The 22,181-nt window shown below is 44.0% G+C and carries 25 protein-coding genes; 18 read left to right on the top strand and 7 right to left on the bottom strand.

The features are described 5' to 3' along the window. Positions 1–29 precede the first annotated feature (29 nt). The 16 genes from B5G04_RS15345 (at position 30) to B5G04_RS15420 (ending at position 14,313) form a co-directional block, all read left to right on the top strand. The gene (locus tag B5G04_RS15345) at positions 30–1,289 is read left to right on the top strand and encodes an MFS transporter (protein WP_087247242.1); all 1,260 of its coding nucleotides are present in this window, start codon (positions 30–32) and stop codon (positions 1,287–1,289) included. Then, entirely contained in the window at positions 1,286–1,861 is a 576-nt protein-coding gene (locus tag B5G04_RS15350) for a bifunctional nuclease family protein (RefSeq protein WP_087247244.1), read from the top strand. The genes B5G04_RS15345 and B5G04_RS15350 overlap by 4 nt, the downstream gene beginning before the upstream one ends. A 14-nt stretch (positions 1,862–1,875) precedes the next feature. Beyond that, positions 1,876–2,580, top strand: a complete 705-nt coding sequence (locus tag B5G04_RS15355) for a 16S rRNA (uracil(1498)-N(3))-methyltransferase (RefSeq protein ID WP_087208812.1) — start codon at positions 1,876–1,878, stop codon at positions 2,578–2,580. Positions 2,581–2,777: 197 nt separating this feature from the next. After that, complete coding sequence (locus B5G04_RS15360) at positions 2,778–4,319, top strand: DUF4836 family protein (RefSeq protein ID WP_087397974.1); 1,542 nt, start codon at positions 2,778–2,780, stop codon at positions 4,317–4,319. An 81-nt stretch (positions 4,320–4,400) separates the two neighbouring features. Continuing rightward, positions 4,401–5,045 (top strand): ATP-binding cassette domain-containing protein, encoded by a 645-nt coding sequence (locus tag B5G04_RS15365; RefSeq protein ID WP_087208830.1) that lies wholly within the window; start codon positions 4,401–4,403, stop codon positions 5,043–5,045. Between the two features lie 29 nt (positions 5,046–5,074). Then, positions 5,075–6,265 carry a hypothetical protein gene (locus tag B5G04_RS15370; protein ID WP_087397975.1) on the top strand — a complete coding sequence of 397 codons (1,191 nt, stop codon included), beginning with the start codon at positions 5,075–5,077 and terminating at the stop codon, positions 6,263–6,265. A gap of 7 nt (positions 6,266–6,272) precedes the next feature. Next, on the top strand, positions 6,273–6,683 hold the full coding sequence (locus tag B5G04_RS15375; RefSeq protein ID WP_022040760.1) for a secondary thiamine-phosphate synthase enzyme YjbQ: 411 nt from the start codon (positions 6,273–6,275) through the stop codon (positions 6,681–6,683). A gap of 268 nt (positions 6,684–6,951) precedes the next feature. After that, positions 6,952–8,481 carry a F0F1 ATP synthase subunit beta gene (atpD, locus tag B5G04_RS15380; protein WP_087208809.1) on the top strand — a complete coding sequence of 510 codons (1,530 nt, stop codon included), beginning with the start codon at positions 6,952–6,954 and terminating at the stop codon, positions 8,479–8,481. Positions 8,482–8,594: 113 nt separating this feature from the next. Next, complete coding sequence (locus tag B5G04_RS15385) at positions 8,595–8,840, top strand: ATPase F1 complex delta/epsilon subunit (RefSeq protein ID WP_022040757.1); 246 nt, start codon at positions 8,595–8,597, stop codon at positions 8,838–8,840. Between the two features lie 39 nt (positions 8,841–8,879). Continuing rightward, positions 8,880–9,374 carry a hypothetical protein gene (locus tag B5G04_RS15390; protein WP_022040756.1) on the top strand — a complete coding sequence of 165 codons (495 nt, stop codon included), beginning with the start codon at positions 8,880–8,882 and terminating at the stop codon, positions 9,372–9,374. Beyond that, the gene (gene atpB / locus B5G04_RS15395) at positions 9,289–10,350 is read left to right on the top strand and encodes a F0F1 ATP synthase subunit A (RefSeq protein WP_204247027.1); all 1,062 of its coding nucleotides are present in this window, start codon (positions 9,289–9,291) and stop codon (positions 10,348–10,350) included. The genes B5G04_RS15390 and atpB overlap by 86 nt, the downstream gene beginning before the upstream one ends. A 46-nt stretch (positions 10,351–10,396) precedes the next feature. Next, positions 10,397–10,651 (top strand): ATP synthase F0 subunit C, encoded by a 255-nt coding sequence (gene atpE / locus B5G04_RS15400; protein ID WP_013616285.1) that lies wholly within the window; start codon positions 10,397–10,399, stop codon positions 10,649–10,651. 13 nt (positions 10,652–10,664) lie between these two features. Next, positions 10,665–11,168 carry a F0F1 ATP synthase subunit B gene (gene atpF, locus B5G04_RS15405; RefSeq protein ID WP_022040754.1) on the top strand — a complete coding sequence of 168 codons (504 nt, stop codon included), beginning with the start codon at positions 10,665–10,667 and terminating at the stop codon, positions 11,166–11,168. A gap of 7 nt (positions 11,169–11,175) precedes the next feature. Further along, on the top strand, positions 11,176–11,733 hold the full coding sequence (locus B5G04_RS15410; RefSeq protein WP_087208807.1) for a F0F1 ATP synthase subunit delta: 558 nt from the start codon (positions 11,176–11,178) through the stop codon (positions 11,731–11,733). An 85-nt stretch (positions 11,734–11,818) separates the two neighbouring features. Next, positions 11,819–13,414 (top strand): F0F1 ATP synthase subunit alpha, encoded by a 1,596-nt coding sequence (atpA, locus tag B5G04_RS15415; protein WP_022040752.1) that lies wholly within the window; start codon positions 11,819–11,821, stop codon positions 13,412–13,414. Positions 13,415–13,419: 5 nt separating this feature from the next. After that, positions 13,420–14,313: a F0F1 ATP synthase subunit gamma gene (locus B5G04_RS15420; RefSeq protein WP_087208805.1), complete on the top strand. Its 894-nt coding sequence runs from the start codon at positions 13,420–13,422 to the stop codon at positions 14,311–14,313. A 391-nt stretch (positions 14,314–14,704) separates the two neighbouring features. On the opposite strand, the gene B5G04_RS15425 is transcribed toward B5G04_RS15420, so the two are convergent. The 5 genes from B5G04_RS15425 to B5G04_RS15445 all read right to left on the bottom strand — a co-directional run bounded on the left by B5G04_RS15425 (position 14,705) and on the right by B5G04_RS15445 (position 19,386). Beyond that, on the bottom strand, positions 14,705–15,670 hold the full coding sequence (locus tag B5G04_RS15425) for an alpha/beta hydrolase (RefSeq protein WP_087397976.1): 966 nt from the start codon (positions 15,668–15,670) through the stop codon (positions 14,705–14,707). Positions 15,671–15,722: 52 nt separating this feature from the next. Further along, positions 15,723–16,466 carry a shikimate dehydrogenase gene (locus B5G04_RS15430; RefSeq protein WP_022040749.1) on the bottom strand — a complete coding sequence of 248 codons (744 nt, stop codon included), beginning with the start codon at positions 16,464–16,466 and terminating at the stop codon, positions 15,723–15,725. Between the two features lie 20 nt (positions 16,467–16,486). Beyond that, positions 16,487–17,227, bottom strand: coding sequence for a bifunctional demethylmenaquinone methyltransferase/2-methoxy-6-polyprenyl-1,4-benzoquinol methylase UbiE (gene ubiE, locus B5G04_RS15435; RefSeq protein ID WP_087247252.1), 741 nt, complete (start codon positions 17,225–17,227; stop codon positions 16,487–16,489). Between the two features lie 170 nt (positions 17,228–17,397). Beyond that, the gene (locus B5G04_RS15440; protein WP_087247254.1) at positions 17,398–18,345 is read right to left on the bottom strand and encodes a phosphoribosylaminoimidazolesuccinocarboxamide synthase; all 948 of its coding nucleotides are present in this window, start codon (positions 18,343–18,345) and stop codon (positions 17,398–17,400) included. Positions 18,346–18,420: 75 nt separating this feature from the next. Next, entirely contained in the window at positions 18,421–19,386 is a 966-nt protein-coding gene (locus B5G04_RS15445; protein ID WP_022040746.1) for a PhoH family protein, read from the bottom strand. A gap of 181 nt (positions 19,387–19,567) precedes the next feature. Here B5G04_RS15445 and B5G04_RS15450 point away from each other — a divergent pair, with 181 nt between their 5' ends. Beyond that, complete coding sequence (locus B5G04_RS15450) at positions 19,568–20,224, top strand: DUF5715 family protein (protein ID WP_087208826.1); 657 nt, start codon at positions 19,568–19,570, stop codon at positions 20,222–20,224. 5 nt (positions 20,225–20,229) lie between these two features. Next, on the top strand, positions 20,230–20,982 hold the full coding sequence (gene truA, locus B5G04_RS15455; RefSeq protein ID WP_022040744.1) for a tRNA pseudouridine(38-40) synthase TruA: 753 nt from the start codon (positions 20,230–20,232) through the stop codon (positions 20,980–20,982). On the opposite strand, the gene B5G04_RS15460 is transcribed toward truA, so the two are convergent. Together B5G04_RS15460 and B5G04_RS15465 are read right to left on the bottom strand one after the other, a co-directional pair. After that, positions 20,973–21,539: a chromate transporter gene (locus B5G04_RS15460; protein ID WP_022040743.1), complete on the bottom strand. Its 567-nt coding sequence runs from the start codon at positions 21,537–21,539 to the stop codon at positions 20,973–20,975. The two genes, truA and B5G04_RS15460, sit on opposite strands and share 10 nt — an antisense overlap. 86 nt (positions 21,540–21,625) lie before the next feature. Next, positions 21,626–22,165: a chromate transporter gene (locus tag B5G04_RS15465; RefSeq protein WP_087247256.1), complete on the bottom strand. Its 540-nt coding sequence runs from the start codon at positions 22,163–22,165 to the stop codon at positions 21,626–21,628. Positions 22,166–22,181 lie beyond the last annotated feature (16 nt).

The following is a 22,181-nucleotide window of genomic DNA, read 5'->3' on the forward strand; positions in this document are numbered from 1 at the left end:
TGGAATATATATGATTAAATGAAGCGAATATGAATGTCAAAGTTCGATTGATAGTGATGAACTTCCTGCAATTTGCTGTGTGGGGGGCTTACTTGACTTCGATGGGGACGTATCTGGCAGGAATTGGGCTGGGAGGTCACATCGGGATATTTTATGCTATGCAAGGTATCGTTTCCTTGTTCATGCCGGCGATTTTGGGTATCATAGCCGACCGTTGGGTGCCTGCCCAGCGGCTTTTGGGGCTGAGTCATTTGCTGGCTGCTCTGTTTATGGCGGGTGCAGGTTATTATGGCTTGACGGCAGGCGACCAGGTTTCGTTTCCTGTTCTGTTTGCTTTTTATTCAATGAGTGTGGCATTTTATATGCCTACATTGGCATTGTCGAATTCAGTAGCTTATTCCGCCCTTGACCGCGCAGGGCTGGATACTATCAAGGCTTTTCCACCCATTCGTACGTGTGGCACGATTGGCTTCATTTGTTCTATGTGGCTGGTGGATTTGTGGGGATTCCAATCCAATTATATGCAGTTCTTTGTTTGTGCTGGTTGGGGTGTTCTGCTTGCTATTTATGCCAACACACTTCCTGCTTGTCCGGTAAATCGTGGCGGTGGAGGTACGAAATCATTGGCTGAGGCATTGGGGTTGAAAGCTTTCCTGTTGTTCCGCCGGCGCAAGATGGCTGTTTTTTTTATATTTTCCATGTTGCTGGGAGTTTCTTTGCAGATTACCAATGGTTTTGCCAATCCGTATATTACGAGTTTCAGTGCTATTCCTGAGTATGCTGATACGTTCGGCGTTCAGCATGCCAATTTACTTATTTCCTTGTCGCAGATTAGCGAGACGTGCTGTATCCTGCTGATACCTTTTTTCCTGAGTCGTTTCGGTATCAAGAAGGTGATGCTTATCGCAATGGTGGCGTGGGTATTGCGCTTTGGCTTGTTCGGTTTTGGAAATCCGGGTGAAGGTGTGTGGATGTTTATCCTTTCGATGATTGTGTATGGTGTGGCTTTCGATTTTTTCAACGTGTCTGGCTCTTTGTTTGTCGACAAAGAAACGGATGTGGATGTGCGTTCCAGCGCGCAGGGGCTGTTCATTATCATGACCAATGGCTTGGGAGCTACCATCGGTACGCTGAGTGCGCAGGCGGTGGTCAATCGTTTTGTCGACTTCAACAGTTCGCTTCCTCAGGTAGAGGGATGGAGCCGTGCTTGGTTTGTTTTTGCTGCATACGCATTGGTGGTGGCAATCTTGTTTGCCATCGTCTTTAAATATAAACACGTGAAGGAATGAAAGAGGTTGAACTGAAGATTCTGGATATGTCATCGGTCTTGAAACCGTCAGATTCGTTTGCGTTGGTTTTGGAAGAAGTTGGGGGAGAGGAACGGAAACTGGCATTGATTATCGGGGCGGTTGAAGCGCAGGGCATCAAAATGGCGGAAATGCACTATAGGCCGCCACGTCCGTTTACGCACGACTTGTTGTTGAATGTGATGGCAGTTGGTCGTCTGCAATGTCTGAAAGGGGTTATTTATCAAGTGAAGAATGGAATATATTCCACCTATTTATATATAAGGAGAGCCGATGGGGAAGTGGATGTAGTAGATGCGCGTACGTCGGATGCCATTGTGTTGTCATTGCGGGCAGGTTTCCCGCTTTATGTATACGAAGATATTTTGGAAAAAGAACATTTGCGCAATATTTCTTCGGACGGTTCCAGCTATACGATGTCAATCAACTCGGTAGATATTGATATGCTGAAAAGGGCGATGGATGAGGCGGTTCAGTGTGAAGATTATGAACGCGCGTCGCAATTGCGGGATGAAATCCGCAAACGGGAAAATGAAGAAAACAATAAAAACTAATACAGGGAGGAATTATGCATACATTTTATACGCCTGACATAAGGACTAAAGCGGAGTTGCCCGAAGAAGAGGCGGCTCATTGTCTGCGTGTGCTGCGGCTTACCGTGGGAGATGAAGTCTTGTTGACCGATGGAAAGGGGTTTTTCTACAAGGCTTTGATAGATGGCATTGCCGGGAAGCGGTGCCGTGTAAAGGTTATTGAAACCATTGCTCAGGAACCGCTTTGGACAGGACATTTGCATCTTGCCATGGCTCCTACGAAGAACATAGACCGTACGGAGTGGTTTGTGGAGAAGGCTACCGAGATTGGTTTTGATGAACTGACATTTTTGAATTGCCGTTTTTCGGAACGTAAAGTGGTGAAGAATGAGCGTATTGAGAAAATTGTGATATCCGCAGTCAAGCAGTCGCTAAAAGCACGGAAACCCTTGGTGAATGGAATGGTAGATTTTGCCAAGTTCGTGTGTAAGGACTTTCCGGGGCAAAAATTCATAGCTCATTGTTATGAGGGAGAAAAGCCTTTGTTAAGGAACGTGCTGAATCCGGAAGCTGGAGCAGTGGTACTGGTGGGGCCTGAAGGTGACTTTAGTCCGGAAGAAGTAAAGCTGGCGGAATCTTTCGGCTTCCAGCCGGTAAGCCTGGGAAAGTCAAGGCTGCGGACGGAGACGGCGGCATTGGTATCGGTGCATTTGATGAACTTGGCACATGTGAATGAATAAATAATAAAATGAATGTCTGCAAACAGCCAATATATACCCCTGAAAAATGAATATATACTGCATGTGCGATTGAATATATACTTCATCCGCCTATGGATATATACTTCATCTGCCAATGCAGTACTATTGCGTTTTCAACTTAGTTAGATGGGGGTAGATGCGGACATTAATAATAAATTTTTTAATATATAAATGTTATGATACAGAAGAAGACAATAAGTGTCTGGATGGCCTGTTGGACGATGCTTGTGGGGATGATGGTGTCTTGTACAGGCGGAAATGAATATGAATCTGCTTTGCCCGAAGACGCTGCTTTGGTGATATCCGTCAATCCCGTGTCTATTGTCGATAAAAGCGGATTGTCGGGAGAAACAGGAAAAAACGCTGTGCAAAGGCTGGGAGATGCATTGAAAAGTGGTATGCAAGGCTCCGGGCAATTAATAGACAAGATAATTGAAAACCCTTCGGAAAGTGGTATTGATTTTCGCAGGAATCTTTATTTTTTTATGGAATCGCAATCTATTTCGGCCGGGATGTTGGCACGTGTGTCTGACGAGGGGAAGCTGGAAGAGTTATTCAAGGCTTTGAGCAAGCAACAGATTTGTTCAATGCCGACGGAAGAGAATGGTTGTTCGTGGACGGTTATGGGAAATGTGCTTGCGGCCTACACGTCAGATGCATTACTGTTGCTGGCCGACCCTAATGGAGGTGCACCGCAAGATCTGTTGCATACTGCTTCGATGTTGTTGCGCCAAGGCGAGAAAGAAGGTTATCGTGCCACTTCGGATTTTGCGAGGATGAAGAGTGGGAATGGAGATGTCATAGCTTTGGGAACGCTTGATTTGATTCCCGGACGTTACGTGACTCCGATGATGATGGGTATTTCCGGTGACATGAAGATGAAGGATGTGAAATGTATGGCGGAGGTTACTTTTGGAGAAGGGAAGATGACCGTTGACTTTACTGACCTGACAACGGATCCTGTGATGAAGCAGATGAAAGACAGGCAAATGCAAGTGTTCGGGAAGGTGACGGGCAAGTATTTGGATTTTTTCCCTGCCAATACGGGTTTCTGGTTATCGGTGAATGTGGATGGAAAGAAGGCGTATGAAATGTTGAAAGAGCATCCAGTGTTCAATAACCAGTTGGAAAATTCGATGATGCCTGTCGATTTTGAGGCCATATTCAGTGCATTGAAAGGAGATATGGCAATTGCGGGTGATTTGCTGGCGAATAAGTTTATTGCGTATGCTGATGTGACAGATAATGGCTTTCTTCAGACATTCGAGGACTTGAAGCCTTTGCTCTTGCTGACAGGCGGGCAGATGAAACTGATAAACCGTGGAACTTCTGCATACGAATTTTGGATGATGGATGGCAGTATGCTTGGCATGCGTTCTGGAAGTTTGTCTTTCTGGTTTGGGGTCTCTGACGGAAAGTTTTATTTTACCAATGATGCCCGGTTGGTAGATGCATCTGTGGAAGGACTCTCTTTGCGTGATTGCCCGTGGGGGAAGGAAGTGAAGGGAAAACGTTGTTTTTATGCAATGAACCTTGCTGCGTTGCTGGAAACTGGGCAATCATTTCCAGACCGTCCTGAAATGGAGGCGCTCAGGTTTGTGAAGGGGTTGGATTACCTTGTCATTGAATCGGTTGATGCGGAAAAGTCACGGATGGAACTGGTAATGAAAGACAAGAAGCAAAATATTCTCCGTGTGCTGTTGAGTTCGATAAATTAAAGTGTGATTCATGCGTTCGGGACGGTATTTGTCAGAGCAATGGGTATCGTTCCCGAATGGAAGAATAAAGAATGGAAGACAATGGAAACAATAGAGTTGCAACAAACGTTGCCGGAAGTATTTGCCGGCAAGGATATGGTTATCTCAGATGTATGGCATCGGCAGATAACCTTTCAAAAAGGGAAGATTTATCTGCTGGAGGCAGCTTCGGGTACAGGTAAATCTTCTCTTTGTAGTTTTATTTATGGGTATCGGAAAGATTATCAGGGTATCATTACTTTTGACGGGCGTAATGTGCGCAGTTTTTCGGTGCGTGAATGGGTGGATTTGCGAAAACGTTCGTTGAGTATGCTTTTTCAGGAAATGAGGTTGTTCGGAGAATTGAGTGCAATCGAGAATATCCGGTTGAAGAATGCATTGACCCGCTATGCTTCGCGGAAACAGGTTGACGAGTGGCTTTTGCGTTTGGGGATTGATGGAAAAAAAGAGCAAAAGGTAAGCCGCATGTCATTCGGGCAGCAGCAACGTGTGGCGTTTGTTCGTGCCTTGTGCCAACCGTTTGACTTTATTTTCTTGGATGAACCAATCAGTCACCTTGACGATGGAAACAGCAAAGTGATGGCAGATATACTTTGTGAAGAAATCGGTAAACGTGGTGCAGGGGCGGTGGTGACGTCCATTGGTAAACATTTGCCTTTGGAATACGATAGGGTGTTGTCATTGTAGTTTAATCATAAAATGTTCATTATAAAAATATGATTTGGAAGTTATTGAAGCAGCATATCAGCCTTTCTCAATTACTGGGTTTTTCATTGGCAAACGTGTGTGGAATGGTAATCGTGTTGCTTGCTGTACAGTTTTATCGGGATGTTTTGCCTATGTTCACTCAGGAAAACAGTTTTTTGAAAGGTGACTATATCATTATAAGTAAGAAAGTAAGTACGTTAGGTACAATTGTAGGCAAGCAGACCACATTTTCAGCTGGAGATATTGCAGAGATAGAAGAACAGCCATTCGTGAAGCGTGTGGGTAGTTTTTTACCTTCTCAATTTAAAGTGATGGCTGGAATGGGGTTGCAAGGCATCAAGATGTCTACCGATTTGTTTTTTGAATCGGTTCCAGATGCGTATGTCGATGTGCAGTCGGAGGAATGGAAATTCAATCCCGAGTCGAATGTCATTCCTATCATCATTCCTCGTAATTATTTGAACTTGTATAATTTCGGGTTTGCGCAAAGTCGGAATTTGCCTCAGTTGTCTGAAGGGATTATCGGTATGGTAAATTTGGATATCCGTTTGGTCGGGAATGGGAAAACCGAGCAAATGAAAGGTCATATCGTAGGTTTTTCCAGTAGGTTGAATACAATATTGGTACCTGAATCTTTTATACGTTGGGCAAATGCACGTTTCAGCACAGGAGTTGAGGCTGAGCCTTCACGATTGATTGTTGAGGTGGGTAATCCAGCCGATGAACGCATCGTGCAGTTTGTCCAGCGCAAAGGCTATGAGATGGAAGGGAACGAACTGGAAGCTGGAAAGACAGTTTGGTTTTTGAAATTGATTGTCGGGGTGGTTTTGTCTGTCGGTTTGTTGATAAGCGTTTTGTCTTTCTATATTTTGATACTTAGTATTTATCTGTTGTTGCAGAAAAATATGCGAAAGTTGGAAACATTGTTGTTGATAGGTTATACTCCGGCGCAGGTGGCAAGACCCTATCAAATGTTGGCTGTTGTGCTGAATCTGTCTGTGTTGTTGCTGGGCATAGCTATCGTAATAGGGATACGCGGAACTTATTTGCCTGTGATAACTTCGTTGCTTCTTGATGCGGGAAATGAAAGTCTGTTGCCGGCTTTGTTGACGGGAGCGTGTGTCTTTTTACTGGTGTCTGTCTTGAATATAGTTATGGTCCGTCGGAAGGTGGACGGGATTTGGATGCATAAAAAGTAAGTGACTTATGATTGAGCAAGTTGAATTTTCGTTGAAACCTCGAAGAAGAGGATTTCATTTGATTACTCAGGAGGTTGCAAGCCATTTGCCTGTACTTCCAGAAAAAGGTCTGTTACATTTGTTTGTAAAACATACCAGTTGTGCATTGAGCATCAATGAAAATTATGATCCTAGCGTGCGAAATGACATGGAATGTATTTATAATGATTTAGTGAAGGAAAATCAGCCTTATTACACTCATACTGATGAAGGTTCGGATGACATGCCCAGTCATGCCAAATGTAGTTTGACGGGGGTGTCACTGACTATTCCCATTACGGATGGACATATGAATTTGGGTACTTGGCAAGGTATTTATTTATGCGAGTTCAGGGATTATGGTGGGGCGCGCAGAGTGGTAGCTACGATTGTCGGATAAATTTGTCGTTCTCGCACACGATACCGTTTTCAGAACTTTTTCTGTGAATAATTGTTTAAAAAGTAAGCTGTAATGACAGTCATGTTAATATCTTGTTTCACGTTAGGTGGGAAAAGTGGTTTTTTTATAAAAAAATGTTATGTAGAATGACAGGTTTATAAGATATTTATTTAAATTTGCATAGATGATTTGGTCAAACATTGAACAATTGTAAAACTTGTTTCAGGTAACACAGAATATTGAATCTATAATAAAAAGAGTAAAGCTTATGTCAAAAATCGTTGGACACATTTCGCAGGTCATCGGTCCGGTGGTCGATGTGTACTTCAAATTGGAAGAAGGACAGGATGTGGAAAAATCCTTGCCGAAAATCCACGATGCGTTGACTATCGTTCGTAACGATGGGCGTACGCTGGTAATCGAAGTGCAGCAACATATCGGTGAGGATACCGTACGTTGCGTTGCCATGGACAGTACGGACGGATTGAAGCGTGGAATGGAAGTCGTACCTGCCGGTCATCCGATTTCTATGCCGGTAGGAAATCAGATTAAAGGACGTGTGATGAATGTCGTAGGTGATGCGATTGACGGTATGACGGAACTGGATAAAAAAGATGGTTTCCCGATTCACCGTGAGCCGCCTAAGTTCGAAGACCTGGCTACATCACAAGAAGTTCTTTTTACAGGTATTAAAGTTATCGACCTTTTGGAGCCTTATTTAAAAGGAGGTAAAATTGGTTTGTTTGGTGGTGCGGGTGTAGGAAAGACCGTGCTTATCAAAGAGTTGATTAACAACATTGCCAAGAAACACAATGGTTTCTCTGTCTTTGCCGGTGTAGGTGAACGTACGCGTGAAGGTAATGACTTGTTGAGAGAAATGATTGAATCTGGGGTTATCCGCTATGGTGATGAGTTTCTGAAGAGTATGGAAGAAGGAAATTGGGACTTGTCGAAGGTGGATTACAAGGAAGTGGAGAAGTCACAGGTATCCATGGTGTTTGGCCAGATGAATGAGCCTCCTGGTGCACGTCAGTCTGTGGCTTTGTCTGGTCTGACGCTTGCAGAGTCTTTCCGTGACCGTGAAACGGGTGAAAACGGTCCCCGTGATATCTTGTTCTTCATCGATAACATTTTCCGTTTCACTCAGGCTGGTTCTGAGGTATCTGCTTTGTTGGGACGTATGCCTTCGGCTGTGGGTTATCAGCCTACGCTGGCTACTGAAATGGGACAGATGCAGGAACGAATCACTTCTACCAAGAATGGCTCCATCACTTCTGTACAAGCGGTGTATGTGCCTGCTGATGACTTGACGGACCCGGCACCTGCTACAACTTTTACACACTTGGATGCCACAACGGTGTTGAGCCGTAAGATTACGGAGTTAGGAATATATCCGGCTGTAGACCCGTTGGATTCTACTTCACGTATCTTGGATCCGTTGATTGTGGGGAAAGAACATTATGAGACTGCCCAACGTGTAAAACAGATTCTGCAGCGTAATAAGGAATTGCAAGACATCATTTCTATTTTGGGTATGGATGAATTATCTGATGAAGATCGTCTGACCGTGAATCGTGCGCGTCGTGTACAGCGTTTCTTGTCACAGCCGTTTGCTGTTGCCGAACAGTTTACTGGTGTACCGGGTGTAATGGTTTCCATTGAAGATACGATTAAAGGTTTCAAGATGATTCTGGATGGTGAGGTAGATTACTTGCCTGAACAGGCATTCTTGAATGTGGGAACGATTGAAGATGCTATCAAGAAAGGCGAGAAATTGCTTGCGGCAGCGAAAGGATAAGGATTTTGGTTTTAAGTTTTTTGTTTTTTTATTCTATAGTGAGCTAGGCTATAGAAACTGTAAGTAAGAAACAAATAAGCTGAAGGACTGACAAACTTAAAAATGAATGACTAATGAAAGAACTTCATCTGGTTATCGCTTCACCTGAACGTACTATTTTCGAGGGAAAAGTAGATATGGCTGTTTTACCAGGAGAACTTGGAGAGTTCCAAGTGTTGGTGAATCATGCGCCGCTGATTTCATCGTTGATGGCTGGAGAAGTGAAGTATACGACTGGGACAGAATCGCAGTCCTTGCAAATTAAGGGTGGATTCGTAGAAGTCAGAGACAATCAGATATCAGTTTGCGCTGAACTCTGAAAAAGAGAGATGTAGCAAAGTTAAAGCTGTATTGGCAAAATGTATTTGAAGACCGTAAAGAAGAAATTCATAGAGGAGCTTACTGTGGCAAGCATTGTTCTTACAGCAGGAATGGGATTGATTTTTCATTTCGTTATTCCAACGTGGTACTTTGTTTGGTTTCCGATTATCCCTGTGTTCTTTTATCTGTTTGGTTTTTTATACATCTTTATGTTCGCATTCGGTTATGAATTAGGAACGGACAAGATAGCAATGACTTACCTGATATGTAAAGTGCTGAAATTGATATTAAGTGCTTTGATACTGGTTTCCTATGGATTCGTGATAAAAGAAGACGTAGTGGCTTTTGTGGCGGCTTTTGTCTTTTATTATTTTGCGTTTCTGGTTTTCGAGACCCGTTTCTTCCTTCGCTTTGAAGCGAAACTGAAATTAAGTAAACAAGTAAAAAATGAAAAGAATACGGTACATAGTATTGACGCTGCTGCTGTTGTCGGCAATTCCGACAATGACGCTGAGGGCGGAGACCGGCGGTGAAGAAGATATAGATGTGAACGAACTTATTTTCGGGCATATCGGTGATGCTTACGAGTGGCACGTGGTCACAGTAGGTGATACACATCTCACCATTCCGCTCCCAGTCATTGTGAAAAGCAGTACGGGCTGGCATGTGTTTTGTTCTTCCCATCTTGCGGAAGGAAAAGAATATGAAGGTCTGTACATAGCCGAAGGAGGAGCTTATGACGGCAAGATAGTGGAGAGGAATGCTGCTGGCGAAGAGGTGAGACCCATTGACATTTCCATTACTAAAAATGTGCTAGGCTTATTCATCAACAGTGCCTTATTGGTAGTGATTATGTTAAGTTGTGCACGTTGGTATAAAAAACATGCTTTGGAACAAGGTGCCCCAAAGGGTGGGGTGGGAATGGTTGAAGCGACAGTAATGTCCATATACAATGATGTGATCAAAGGTTGTATAGGGGAGGATTACAAACGCTATGCTCCTTATTTGTTGACTGCTTTCTTCTTTGTGCTGGTGAATAATCTGATGGGATTGATTCCAATATTCCCAGGAGGTGCTACAGTGACTGGTAATATTGCTATTACTATGGTGCTGGCAATATGTACTTTCCTTTTTACCAATATTTTTGGTACAAAGGCATATTGGAAAGAGATTTTTTGGCCTGAGGTTCCTACATGGCTGAAAGTCCCCATTCCTATGATGCCGTTGATTGAATTCTTCGGTATATTCACTAAACCGTTTGCCTTGATGATTCGTCTTTTCGCCAATATGATGGCGGGGCATGCTGCTTTGTTGAGTTTGATTGCTATCATTTTCATCACAGTTAAGGCCGGTGCTGTCATCAATGGTTCGATGACGGTTGTCGCTGTGGCATTCGGTATTTTTATGAATGCACTTGAACTTTTGGTCGCATTCATCCAAGCGTATGTGTTCACGATGCTTTCGGCGGTGTTTATCGGTTTGTCGAGAGTGAAAGAACATCATGAATAAAAAGGACAATAAATTAAAAAGTATAACCAATTAAATTTTTAGAATTATGTTATTATCAGTTTTATTGCAGGCTGCTGCAGGTGTTGGCATTAGTAAATTGGGCGCTGCTATCGGCGCAGGTATCGCAGTATTGGGTGCAGGTATCGGTATCGGTAAAATCGGTGGTGCTGCCATGGAAGCTATGGCTCGTCAGCCGGAAGCATCTGGTGATTTGCGTATGAATATGATTATTGCTGCTGCTTTGGTCGAAGGTGTTGCCCTTATCGCCATTGTGGTTTGCTTGTTGACATTGTTCTTGTAAAAAAATGTAGCTTATGGGATTATTAACTCCGGATCCGGGGCTAGTGTTTTGGATGATTATTACGTTTGGTGTCGTTTTCGTTTTGTTGGCGAAATATGGATTCCCCGTAATCATTAAGGCAGTAGAGGACCGGAAAGCATATATTGACAATTCGCTGAAAGCAGCACGTGAAGCCAATGAACAATTGGCAAACGTGAAGCTTGAGGGTGAAAAGATCTTGGCTCAGGCACGTGAAGAGCAAAACCGCATCTTGAGTGAGGCTGCCGTCACACGTGACCGCATCGTGAAAGATGCTCAAGATAAGGCTATAGTTGAAGGCCAGCGTCTGATGGCAGAAGTGAAAAAGCAGATTGAGACCGAAAAGGAAAGTGCAATCCGCGATATTCGTCGTCAAGTAGCTGTGCTTTCAGTCGAAATAGCTGAAAAGATTATGCGGAGCAAGCTTATTGATGCCAAAGAGCAAAATGCTTTGATAGACCGTATGCTGGATGAAATGCTTGAATCTTCAAAAAAATAATTAGGTTATGAATACGGGAGTTGTTTCCAGACGTTATGCAAAGGCATTGCTTGCTTATGCCAAGACGGTGAATAAGGAAGACAAAGTGTATCAGGAAATGAAAAGACTTGCTACCTATTTTGACCGTGTTGCCGATTTGCGTCATGCAGTGGAGAATCCTGTATTGGATGTCCAGACAAAGCTGAAATTATTGCATGAAGCAGCTGGCGGAGCCAATGTAAGCGACGAGCTGATGCGTTTCTTTAGTCTGGTATTAGAAGAAAAAAGAGAAAAATTCTTGCAGTTCATGACCTGGTCGTACATTGATTTGTATCGTGAGGATAAAAACATTCTCATCGGCAAGTTAATGACTGCTGTGCCATCACCCAAATTGGAAGACTACTTGAAAAAGTCTTTGTCAAAAAGTAACAATAATGCTACTATTGAATTGGATACGAAAGTGGATTCTGAACTGATTGGTGGTTATATCGTAGAGGTCGCCGGGTATCGGATGGATGCCAGTGTGGCTAATCAGTTAAAGCGTGTGAAACAGCAGTTTATAGCAAAAAACAGGAGAATCATTTAATAGAATTGAGAATTTTGAAAGGGGAGAAGCCATGAGCTTCTCCAACTTTCTATTTCTGATTCTTAATATTCAATTTATTAAGCTTATGCCAGAAAATAATAATATCAAACCCAGTGAAGTTTCGGAAGTGTTACTCCAGCAGTTGCAAGGAATAGACACTTCTCTGAAATTCGATGAAGTAGGTACCGTGCTTCAGGTGAGCGATGGCGTGGCTCGTATTTACGGATTACGTAATGCTGAAGCCAATGAATTGCTCCAGTTTGAGAACGGACTTATGGGAGTCGTGATGAATCTGGAGGAAGACAATGTCGGAGCCGTCTTGTTGGGACCTACCGATCAAGTGAAAGAAGGGATGGTCGTTAAGCGGACTAATCGTATTGCCTCTATTAATGTAGGAGAAGGTATGTTGGGACGTGTTATCGACCCGTTAGGGGTACCTTTGGACGGACGTGGTGAAATAGGAGGAGATACTTGTGAAATGCCTTTGGAACGCAAGGCACCGGGAGTAATTTTCCGTCAGCCTGTGACTGAACCGTTACAGACTGGTCTGAAAGCTATTGATGCCATGATTCCTATTGGACGTGGACAGCGTGAGTTGATTATTGGTGACCGTCAGACAGGTAAGACAGCTATTGCCATCGACACTATTATCAACCAGCGTCATAATTACGAAGCAGGAGATCCTGTATATTGCATTTATGTGGCAGTAGGTCAGAAAGGTTCCACTGTTGCGAGCCTTGTAAATGTATTGCGCGAAAAAGGTGCGATGGATTATACGATTGTGGTAGCTGCTACTGCATCCGATCCTGCAGCCTTGCAGTATTTTGCACCATTTGCAGGTGCAGCTATCGGTGAATATTTCCGCGATACGGGCCGTCATGCGTTAGTTGTTTACGATGACTTGTCAAAGCAGGCTGTCGCTTATCGTGAAGTATCTTTGATTTTGCGCCGCCCTTCAGGCCGTGAAGCCTATCCGGGCGATATCTTCTATCTGCATTCTCGTCTGTTGGAGCGTGCGGCAAAGATTATCAGCCAGCAAGAGGTGGCAGAAACCATGAACGATTTGCCTGCAAGCCTGAAAGGGAAGGTGAAAGCGGGTGGTTCGCTTACCGCGTTGCCTATTATCGAGACACAGGCAGGCGACGTTTCGGCTTATATTCCTACCAATGTGATTTCTATTACCGATGGTCAGATATTCTTGGAAACAGACTTGTTCAACCAAGGCTTCCGACCTGCCATCAACGTGGGTATTTCTGTATCCCGTGTCGGTGGTAGCGCACAGGTCAAGAGTATGAAGAAAGTGGCAGGTACGTTGAAAATTGACCAGGCTCAGTATCGCGAACTAGAGGCATTCTCTAAATTCAGTAGTGATATGGACCCCGTTACTGCCATGGCTATCGACCGTGGCCGTAAGAACAACCAGTTGCTTATCCAGCCTCAGTATTCACCGATGCCGGTAGGCGAGCAGGTTGCCATCTTGTATTGTGGAACACACTCGTTGATGCGTGATATTCCTATTGATAAGGTTCGCGCATTTCAGGATGCGTTTCTTACTACGATGCGTGCTAATCATCAAAAAGATGTATTGGATGTGTTGGCAAGTGGAAAAATCAATGACGAGGTGACAACAATCATCGAAAAAGTAGCGGCAGACACTGTAGGACAATTTAAAGACAAATAATCATCATGGCATCACTGAAAGAAGTAAAAGGAAGAATCAATTCCATCAACGGGACGCTGAAAATCACTTCGGCGATGAAGATGGTAGCCTCTGCCAAGCTCCATAAGGCGCAAGGCGACATTGAAAATATGCTTCCTTACGAACGAAGACTGCACCATATGCTCACTAATTTTTTAAGTTCGGGACAAAGTGTGGAGTCGCCTTTCATTGTGAAACGTGATGTGAGGAAGATTGCGATTGTCGTGTTTGCATCGAATAGTAGTTTGTGCGGGGGATTCAATGCAAATGTGATTCGCCATTTGCAGGAAACGGTAGCAGAATATGCTCAGGCAGTGCGGAAGGATGATATCCTGATTTATCCGGTAGGACGTAAAGTGGCTGATGCTGTCAAGAAGATGGGATACACTCCAATGGGTGACTATCAACACATGAGTGGAAAGCCCAATTACAAAGAAGCATCCGATTTGGCAGAGGAGCTTATTGACCGTTATTTGGCTGATGAAATTCAGGAGGTCATCTTGCTGTACAACCATTTTAAGTCTTCATCTTCGCAGATTCTGACCAAAGAGGCGTATTTGCCGCTTGATTTGTCTGCAGAGCAGAAAAATCAAGAAGGGGAAGACGATACGCGGAAATTCCACATGGAAGCTGATTATATTATTGAGCCTTCGGCAGAACGGGTGATGCAGGAACTATTACCCAAGGTACTGCGTCTGAAGATTTATACCGTTTTGCTTGACTCGGCTGCAGCCGAACATGCAGCACGTACGATGGCGATGCAGATTGCTACGGATAATGCCAATGACTTGCTTCAAGAGCTTACATTGCTTTATAATAAGAGCCGTCAGCAGGCAATTACCAATGAATTGCTTGATATTGTGGGTGGTACGATGGCATGATTGTTGTTGTAGGGAAGAAGGTAATTAATTCCCAACCCCGGCAAGTTAGGATTATTTTATAAGAATGGCATATGAAAATGGCGAGATCATTTCATATGCCATTTTTTTAGGGATACCTGGCGTATGGCTACTACAAGGGTTATCTTCTCCAATGAAGAGGATGATTCTTTATTTTTCCGGTATGTAGAATTTGTCATTAAATGAATGCCGCCAACAATCGATACATACCTCTGAAAAATGAATATATACTGCATCTGCGGTTGAATATATACTGCATCTGCTTATGGATATAACTTCATCGGCAAATGCAGTACTACTGCGTTTTCAATTCAGCCGGATTGGCTAAATGAGGACATTCGTTAATTGGGGAATATGAAAGGTGTAGACCAACTTATTTGCTAGGCTTAGGAGAAAGATAAGGCATTATAAAGTCTTGTACTTTTTTTGTATATGTCTGAGGATAGTCACGGTAGGAGTGTGCATGGTCTACTTCTGGCACAACCCATAAGGATTTGGGTTGAGGCTTAGCATCGTAGAGCTTGTATATCATATAGGTAGGGACGAAATCATCGTTTCCACCATGAATGAATAGCATCGGGAGGTGACATTTCTCCACTTGATTTAGTGCTGAAGCTTCGTGAAAGTTCCATCCGTTCTGAAGTTGGCATATCCAACTGGTGATATACAGCAAGGGGAATGCAGGCAGGTGAAACATTCCTTGCAGTTCTTTTTCAAACTGGTCCCATACACTGGTATAGCCACAATCTTCTACAAAACATTTAATGTAAGTCGGAAGCTCTTCGCCTGAAAGCATCATTGTTGTGGCTGCTCCCATTGAAATGCCGTGAACTACAGTACGGAGAGAATCGCCAAAAAGGTGGGGGGCTACATTTATCCATTGCATTACGTCTTTCCTGTCAAGCCACCCCATTTGGATAGCATCACCTTCTGACAAACCGGAATAGCGCAGGTCGGGCAACAATACATTGAAATCAAGCGAGTGGTTATAGAGGTATCCGATATGAAACATGCGTATGGCATTATCTGTATATCCGTGTATGATAACTGCAGTATTTGCCGTAGGTTTGGAAGAATAGGCATAGAATGCATGCAGGCGGATACCATCGGGAGCAGTGATAAAAGTATCGCGTAATGCATTGCATTGTGTCAGACTGTCTATCCAAGGCACAACTTGTGGATAAGTTTCGCGTATGTAAGTCATTGAGCTTTTTATGTCTTTCCCACGGTTAATAGGCCGTAAGGAAAAGTCAAGCATATACAAGCCTGCTCCAATGAAGATACCTGCCAATACAAGGATTCCCACTATGGCGCTGATAAGAATTTTCTTTTTTTTCACTGCACAACCTGTTTATTAGTTATTAATGGCTTGTTCTGGTAGATGCGGAAAATCATTTGTTCCAGATTTCCCATGAACCGAATGCTTGTAGCAAAAGCATTTCCAGTCCGTTTTTCACCACGGCTCCCTGATCACTTCCTTTTTTCATAAAAAGTGTCGTGTCGGGGTTGTATAAGAGGTCGTAGAGTAAGTGTCGTGAGGTAAGACATTCGTAAGGAATATCAGGACATTGGTCGGCTTGCGGATACATACCTACAGGGGTACAATTGACGATAACTTTGTATTCGTCCATTATTTCGGGAGTGATTTCCTTGTAGGTGATGGTATGGTCATCGTGTCGGTTTCGGGAAACGAATCGTGTTTCTAGCCCGAGTTGCTTCAAACCGTAGTTGATAGCTTTAGATGAACCTCCTGTACCTAAGATGAGAGCTTTTTTATGGTAGGATTCAAGTAGTGATTCTATTGACCGCGTAAAGCCGATGACGTCAGAATTGTATCCTGTCAGCCTCAGCTTGCCTTTTGTCCATTCGAACTTGATGACGTTGACCGCACCGATTTCGGCAGCTACAGGGTCTATATGGTCGAGATAAGAGATGACTTTTTCCTTGTAAGGGATAGTGACATTCAATCCGCAAAGGTCGGGATTGGTTGCTGTTACTTTGGGAAACTCGTCAATGGTGGGTATTTCGAAGTTAACATATTGTGCATCGATGTTTTCTGAGGCGAACTTCTCATTGAAGAAGTTTTTGGAAAAAGAATGTCCCAGTGGATAGCCTATCAAACCAAATTTTTTCATAGAATAAAATTTATAAAGTATTATTTAGTGGCAAAATAAAGCGTGCAGACGCCCAAAGTCAATCTTTTGAATTTCACTTCCCGGAAACCTGCTTTGCAAAGAATTCCCTGCATTGCCTCTCCTTGTGGGAAAGCCTTGATGGAGTTGGGCAGGTAGGTATAGGCACTGTTGTCTTTCGAAAACAGTTTCCCCAGATTAGGGATAACGATTTTTGAATAGATGGAGTAAAGTTGCTTCATCGGGAACCATTCAGGTTCTGACAATTCTAGAATTACAAGATGCCCTTCGGGAACCAGTACCCGGTGCATCTCTTGCAGGCCTTTATCAAGATTCTCGAAGTTACGTATGCCGAAAGCTACGGTAATGGCATCAAAGCGGTTATCCGGAAAAGAAAGGGTCGTGCAGTCTTCTTTGGCGAAAGAAATCTGCTTGTCGAGATGCATTTGTTTTACTTTTTCGCGTCCTATGTTCATCATACCTTCCGAGATGTCGGTTCCTATTAATTCTTCGGGTTGGAGCATACGGTAGGCTTGGATGGCGAAGTCTCCTGTTCCGGTAGCTACATCCATGATGTGTTGCGGCCGGTAGGGTTTAAGCAGGCGGATGGCTTTACGCCGCCAGCTTTTGTCGATGTCCAAAGAAAGCAGGTGATTCAGTTTGTCATAAGCAGGTGCGATGTTGTCGAACATTTTTTCTACCTGTACTGCTTTTCCTTCGCTTTCGTTATAGGGCTTGATTTTCTCTTGTGGATAATGGGTCATAGGAGCTTTTTTAATGTGCTAATTGTTATAATGAACAATGTGCTAATGTGCCAATGAGTTTTTTAATGTGCTAATGAATAATGTGCTGATAGAAAAAATATTCCCACATTAGCACATTCTCTCATTAGCACATTGTCATATTCTCACATTGTTACATTGTCACATTTTTATCATTCCATCAAATAATTCATCACGTTCTTTTCGATACGTTCGCTCAGATGGTCGGTATCGGCTTTGACAAAAGGTTCGCCGGTGATGTGCTCATAAAGTTCGATGTAACGGTCGCTGATGGACGATACTATCTCTGGAGTCATTTCAGGCACTTTTTGTCCTTCTTTGCCTTGGAAGCCATTGTCCATCAGCCATTCGCGGACAAATTCTTTCGAGAGCTGGCGTTGCGGTTCTTCGTTTTCGAAGCGTTCCTGATAGCCTTCCAGGTAGAAGTAGCGGCTTGAGTCTGGAGTGTGGATTTCATCCATCAGGTAGATTTCACCGTTGTGTTTGCCGAATTCGTATTTTGTGTCTACCAGTATCAGGCCTCTTTGGGCAGCGATTTGTGTACCACGTTCAAAGAGGGCAAGTGTATAGCGTTCCAGTATGTCATATTCTTCGGGAGTAGCTAATCCACGTGCCAGGATTTCTTCTTTTGAGATGTCTTCATCGTGCATACCCATTTCCGCCTTGGTGGTAGGGGTGATGATGGGATGAGGAAACTTTTCGTTTTCACGCATATTTTCGGGCAGACGCACGCCACAAATTTCACGTACACCGCTCTTATAGGCACGCCATGCACTTCCGCACAGATAGCCGCGCACTATCATTTCAATGGGGAATCCTTGGCACAATACGCCTACGGTTACCATGGGGTCGGGAGTAGCAAGTTTCCAGTTGGGGCAGATATCGGCGGTAGCATCCAGAAATTTGGCTGCGATTTGGTTCAGCATCTGTCCTTTATAAGGGATACCTTCGGGCAAAACCACGTCGAAAGCGGAGATGCGGTCGGTTGCCACCATAATCAGTTTCTCATCATTGATGTTGTACACATCACGTACTTTTCCGTGATATACACTTTTTTGTCCCGGAAAGTGGAAATCGGTTTTTGTCAATGCTTTGCTCATAGTTTTATATTTTATTATATTTTTAATTAGGTGACAAGTTTTCAGTGGGCAAGGTTTTCAGATAATCTTGACTGTTCAGGACCTTGTCACCTTGTTGCCTTTGTTCTCTTCTTCGAATTTTTCGTATGCCTCCACGATACGTGTCACCAGTTTATGGCGTACGATGTCTTTTTTGTTCAGCTCGATAAAGCCGATGCCCTTCACTCCTTTCAGAATCTTAAGGGCTTGTACCAGTCCCGAAGTCTGGTGTGAAGGCAAGTCTATTTGCGTCATATCACCTGTTACAATCATCTTGGTATTCATCCCCATACGTGTAAGGAACATTTTGATTTGTTGTGTGGTGGTATTCTGGGCTTCATCCAGAATTACCACTGCATCGTTCAGTGTACGTCCACGCATAAAAGCCAGCGGGGCTATCTGTATGATGTTCAGGTCCATATACTCCTTGAGCTTGGCGGCAGGAATCATATCTTGCAATGCATCATATAGCGGTTGCAGGTAAGGATCGATTTTATCTTTCATGTCACCCGGTAAGAATCCCAGTTTTTCTCCCGCTTCTACGGCCGGACGGCTCAAGACTATTTTTTTTATTTCCTTGTTTTTCAAAGCACGTACTGCCAGTGCTATAGCGGTATAGGTTTTTCCTGAACCGGCAGGACCGATGGCAAAAATCAAGTCGTTCTTGTCGAACTCTTTGACTAGCTTCAGCTGGTTGGTACTCCGCGGTGTGATGGGTTTTCCCGTTACGCTGTATACGATGGCATCCCCTGTTTTTTCTACCGCAGGTTTGTTTCCCTTGATGATATCGAGGATGGTTTCTTCGTTTAACGAATTGTATTGTGCACAATGCTTTTCCAAGTCAAGGATAGCTTCTTCGAAAGCGCACATTTCTTCTTCGTCTCCCATAATCTTGATGACATTTCCACGTGCTACGATTCGTAGTTTTGGAAACAATGCTTTAATCATCTGCATGTTGGCGTTATTGACGCCATAAAAGACAACCGGGTCAATGTCCTCCAGTACAATATGCTTTTCTATCATTCAGTCTTTGTTCGTATTTAAATTTCTGCAAATTTAATCATTCCTTTTAATCTAACGCTTCTTATCGGGCATTTTCTTTTCTTTTTTCATCGGATGTTTCGTTGAATCTCGTTATCTTTGTGCCATATTGTTTAGATTTGTGAAATCTGTACTAAAAAAGAAGAAAATGATACGAACTTTCATGCGAACAGTCCTGATAATAGGGGGCTTTTTGGTTGTGTTGGGAAGCTGTATGGAGCCTGACCGGAGTATTGTGCTGAACAATCCGCACAACATCCGTGGAGTAGTAAGTTATAAACGGAGTTTCAATGACCTGAATGATGTGCAGTTGTCTTCAGCTAAGCGTATCGGCATCCGTCCCATTGCTTCGCGTGAAGAGGCCGAAGATGAAGTCGGGTCACGTCTTACCCACATAGCTCCGTGCGGGCATTATGATATGGACTCATTGACACATTCAATTCCTTTTCTTGTTCCGAAGGCTAGTGCCTTGCTGGATACTATAGGCATGAATTTTCTTGACTCATTGGGTCGGAAGGGGTTGAATCCGAATAAAATTATTGTGACTTCGGTGTTGCGCACCAAAGATGACGTGAAGCGTTTACGTCGTACCAACGGAAATGCTTCGCTCAACTCATGTCATTTTTATGGTACTACGTTCGATATCAGTTGGAAACGATTTGCTAAAGTCGAGCATCCCGAGGGGCGTCCCATGCAGGGTGTGGGTGCAGATACCTTGAAACTGGTATTGTCGGAAGTGCTTCGTGACTTACGTCAGGCAGACCGGTGTTATGTGAAGTATGAGTTGCGTCAAGGATGTTTTCACATAACGGCAAGATAAGGGAAATGGTACGTTATTTCATTTATTTAGGATATGACGGCACAGCTTATCACGGCTGGCAGGTACAACCCAATGGCATGAGTGTACAAGAAGTATTGCAAAAAGCCTTGTCTGTCTTGATGCGCCGTCCGGTGGAAGTGGTTGGAGCCGGGCGTACCGATGCCGGTGTGCATGCTCGTCTGATGGTGGCACATGTTGATTTTGATGCTCCGGTAGATATATTTCGGATGGTGGACAAGCTGAATCGCCTGCTTCCGCCTGACATTGCGGTTTACCGGATGCGTCGGGTTACAAACGAGGCTCATGCCCGTTTTGATGCCACTTATCGGCGGTATCAGTACCATATTACCACAAATAAGGATCCATTCCATCGGCATTATGCATGGCGTGTATTTCAGTCGCTTGACTTCGAGGCAATGAATCGGGCTGCATCTGTTCTTTTCGAATACACCGATTTTACGAGCTTCAGCAAGCTTCATACTGATGTGAAGACTAATAATTGCCGTATCATGCAAGCTGGTTGGGAACAGGTGGGCGAAGATGAATGGGTGTTTACTATTCAGGCAGACCGTTTCCTCCGTAATATGGTGCGTGCGGTGGTAGGTACGCTAGTCGAAGTAGGTAGGGGCAAACTTACCCTTGACGGGTTCCGTCGGGTGATAGAAGCAAAAGACCGTTGTAGTGCAGGGACTTCCGTGCCTGCACATGCTCTTTTCCTGGTTGATGTGGGCTATCCGGAACTTCTGTTTTATCCATAAACCAGATATCCCACAATACCGCTTAGTACAATCAGCAGGATGGGATTGGCCTTAAAGCGGTAGGAGGCTATGAAGACAGTTACGAAGAGGATGATGCTGACGATGATTTGCACATTGGCGGTGCCGAAGTTTTCTCCATTCATCAATACGAGGGCGGCAGCAGCAAGCAGTCCTACTACGCCCGGACGTAATCCACTAAATACGGAAGACACAGCAGGATGTTTTTGGTATTTCAGGAAGAACCGGCTGATGAGGACCATCAAGATAAACGAAGGAAGCACCACGGCACCAGTCGTGATAATAGAGCCTAAAATACCCCAAGCGTGCGAATAGCCTGCATTGACTACTGCCGTATACCCCACATAAGTGGCAGAGTTGATGCCGATAGGACCAGGAGTCATTTGGCTGATGGCGATGATGTCGGTAAACTCGGGCGATGTGAGCCAGGCGTGGCGGGTCACAACTTCGCCTTGTATCATGGATATCATGGCGTACCCGCCTCCGAATCCAAAAAGTCCGATTTTGAAGAATGCGTAAAAAAGTTGCAGGAAAAGCATATGGATAATTAATAGTTAATAATTAATAATTAATAATTAATAGTGAACGGTTGATGTTTGAGCCGGTGTATGCAAACTTCTAATTTTCAACGTTTAGATTTTAACCTCCCATAGATGTATCCTCCCAGTCCGCTTAGGATAATGACATAAATGGGAGAAAAACCCAAGAGCCAGATAAGAAGAGCGGAAACAATGGGAATCCACACGTTATAGCGGTTAATACGTGCCGACTTTGCCATCTTGAACGTGGGGGCAGCTATTAATGCCACTACAGCAGGGCGGATGCCCTTGAACACGTTTTCCACTGCAGGGTATTGTTTGATTTGTTGGAAGAAAAGGGCAATGGCAAGGATAACAAGGAACGAAGGGAGGATGGTGCCCAGTGCCATCCAGAAAGCTCCCCAGAATTTTCGTAACTTGTAGCCGATGAAAATGGCGATATTGACGGCAAAGATGCCGGGTACGGTTTGTGCCAGTGCCATCAGGTCGAGGAAGTCTTCGCGGGTAATCCATTTCCGTTTGTCGACTAGTTCGTCTTCGATGAGCGGCACCATGGCATATCCGCCCCCGATGGTGAACATCCCGATGCGGGTAAAGATAAGGAATGACTTGATGTAGAAATTCATGTTGTTGTTTTAATCG

The organism is Bacteroides sp. An51A, from assembly GCF_002161565.1.
In the GTDB taxonomy this organism is placed as follows: domain Bacteria; phylum Bacteroidota; class Bacteroidia; order Bacteroidales; family Bacteroidaceae; genus Phocaeicola; species Phocaeicola intestinalis.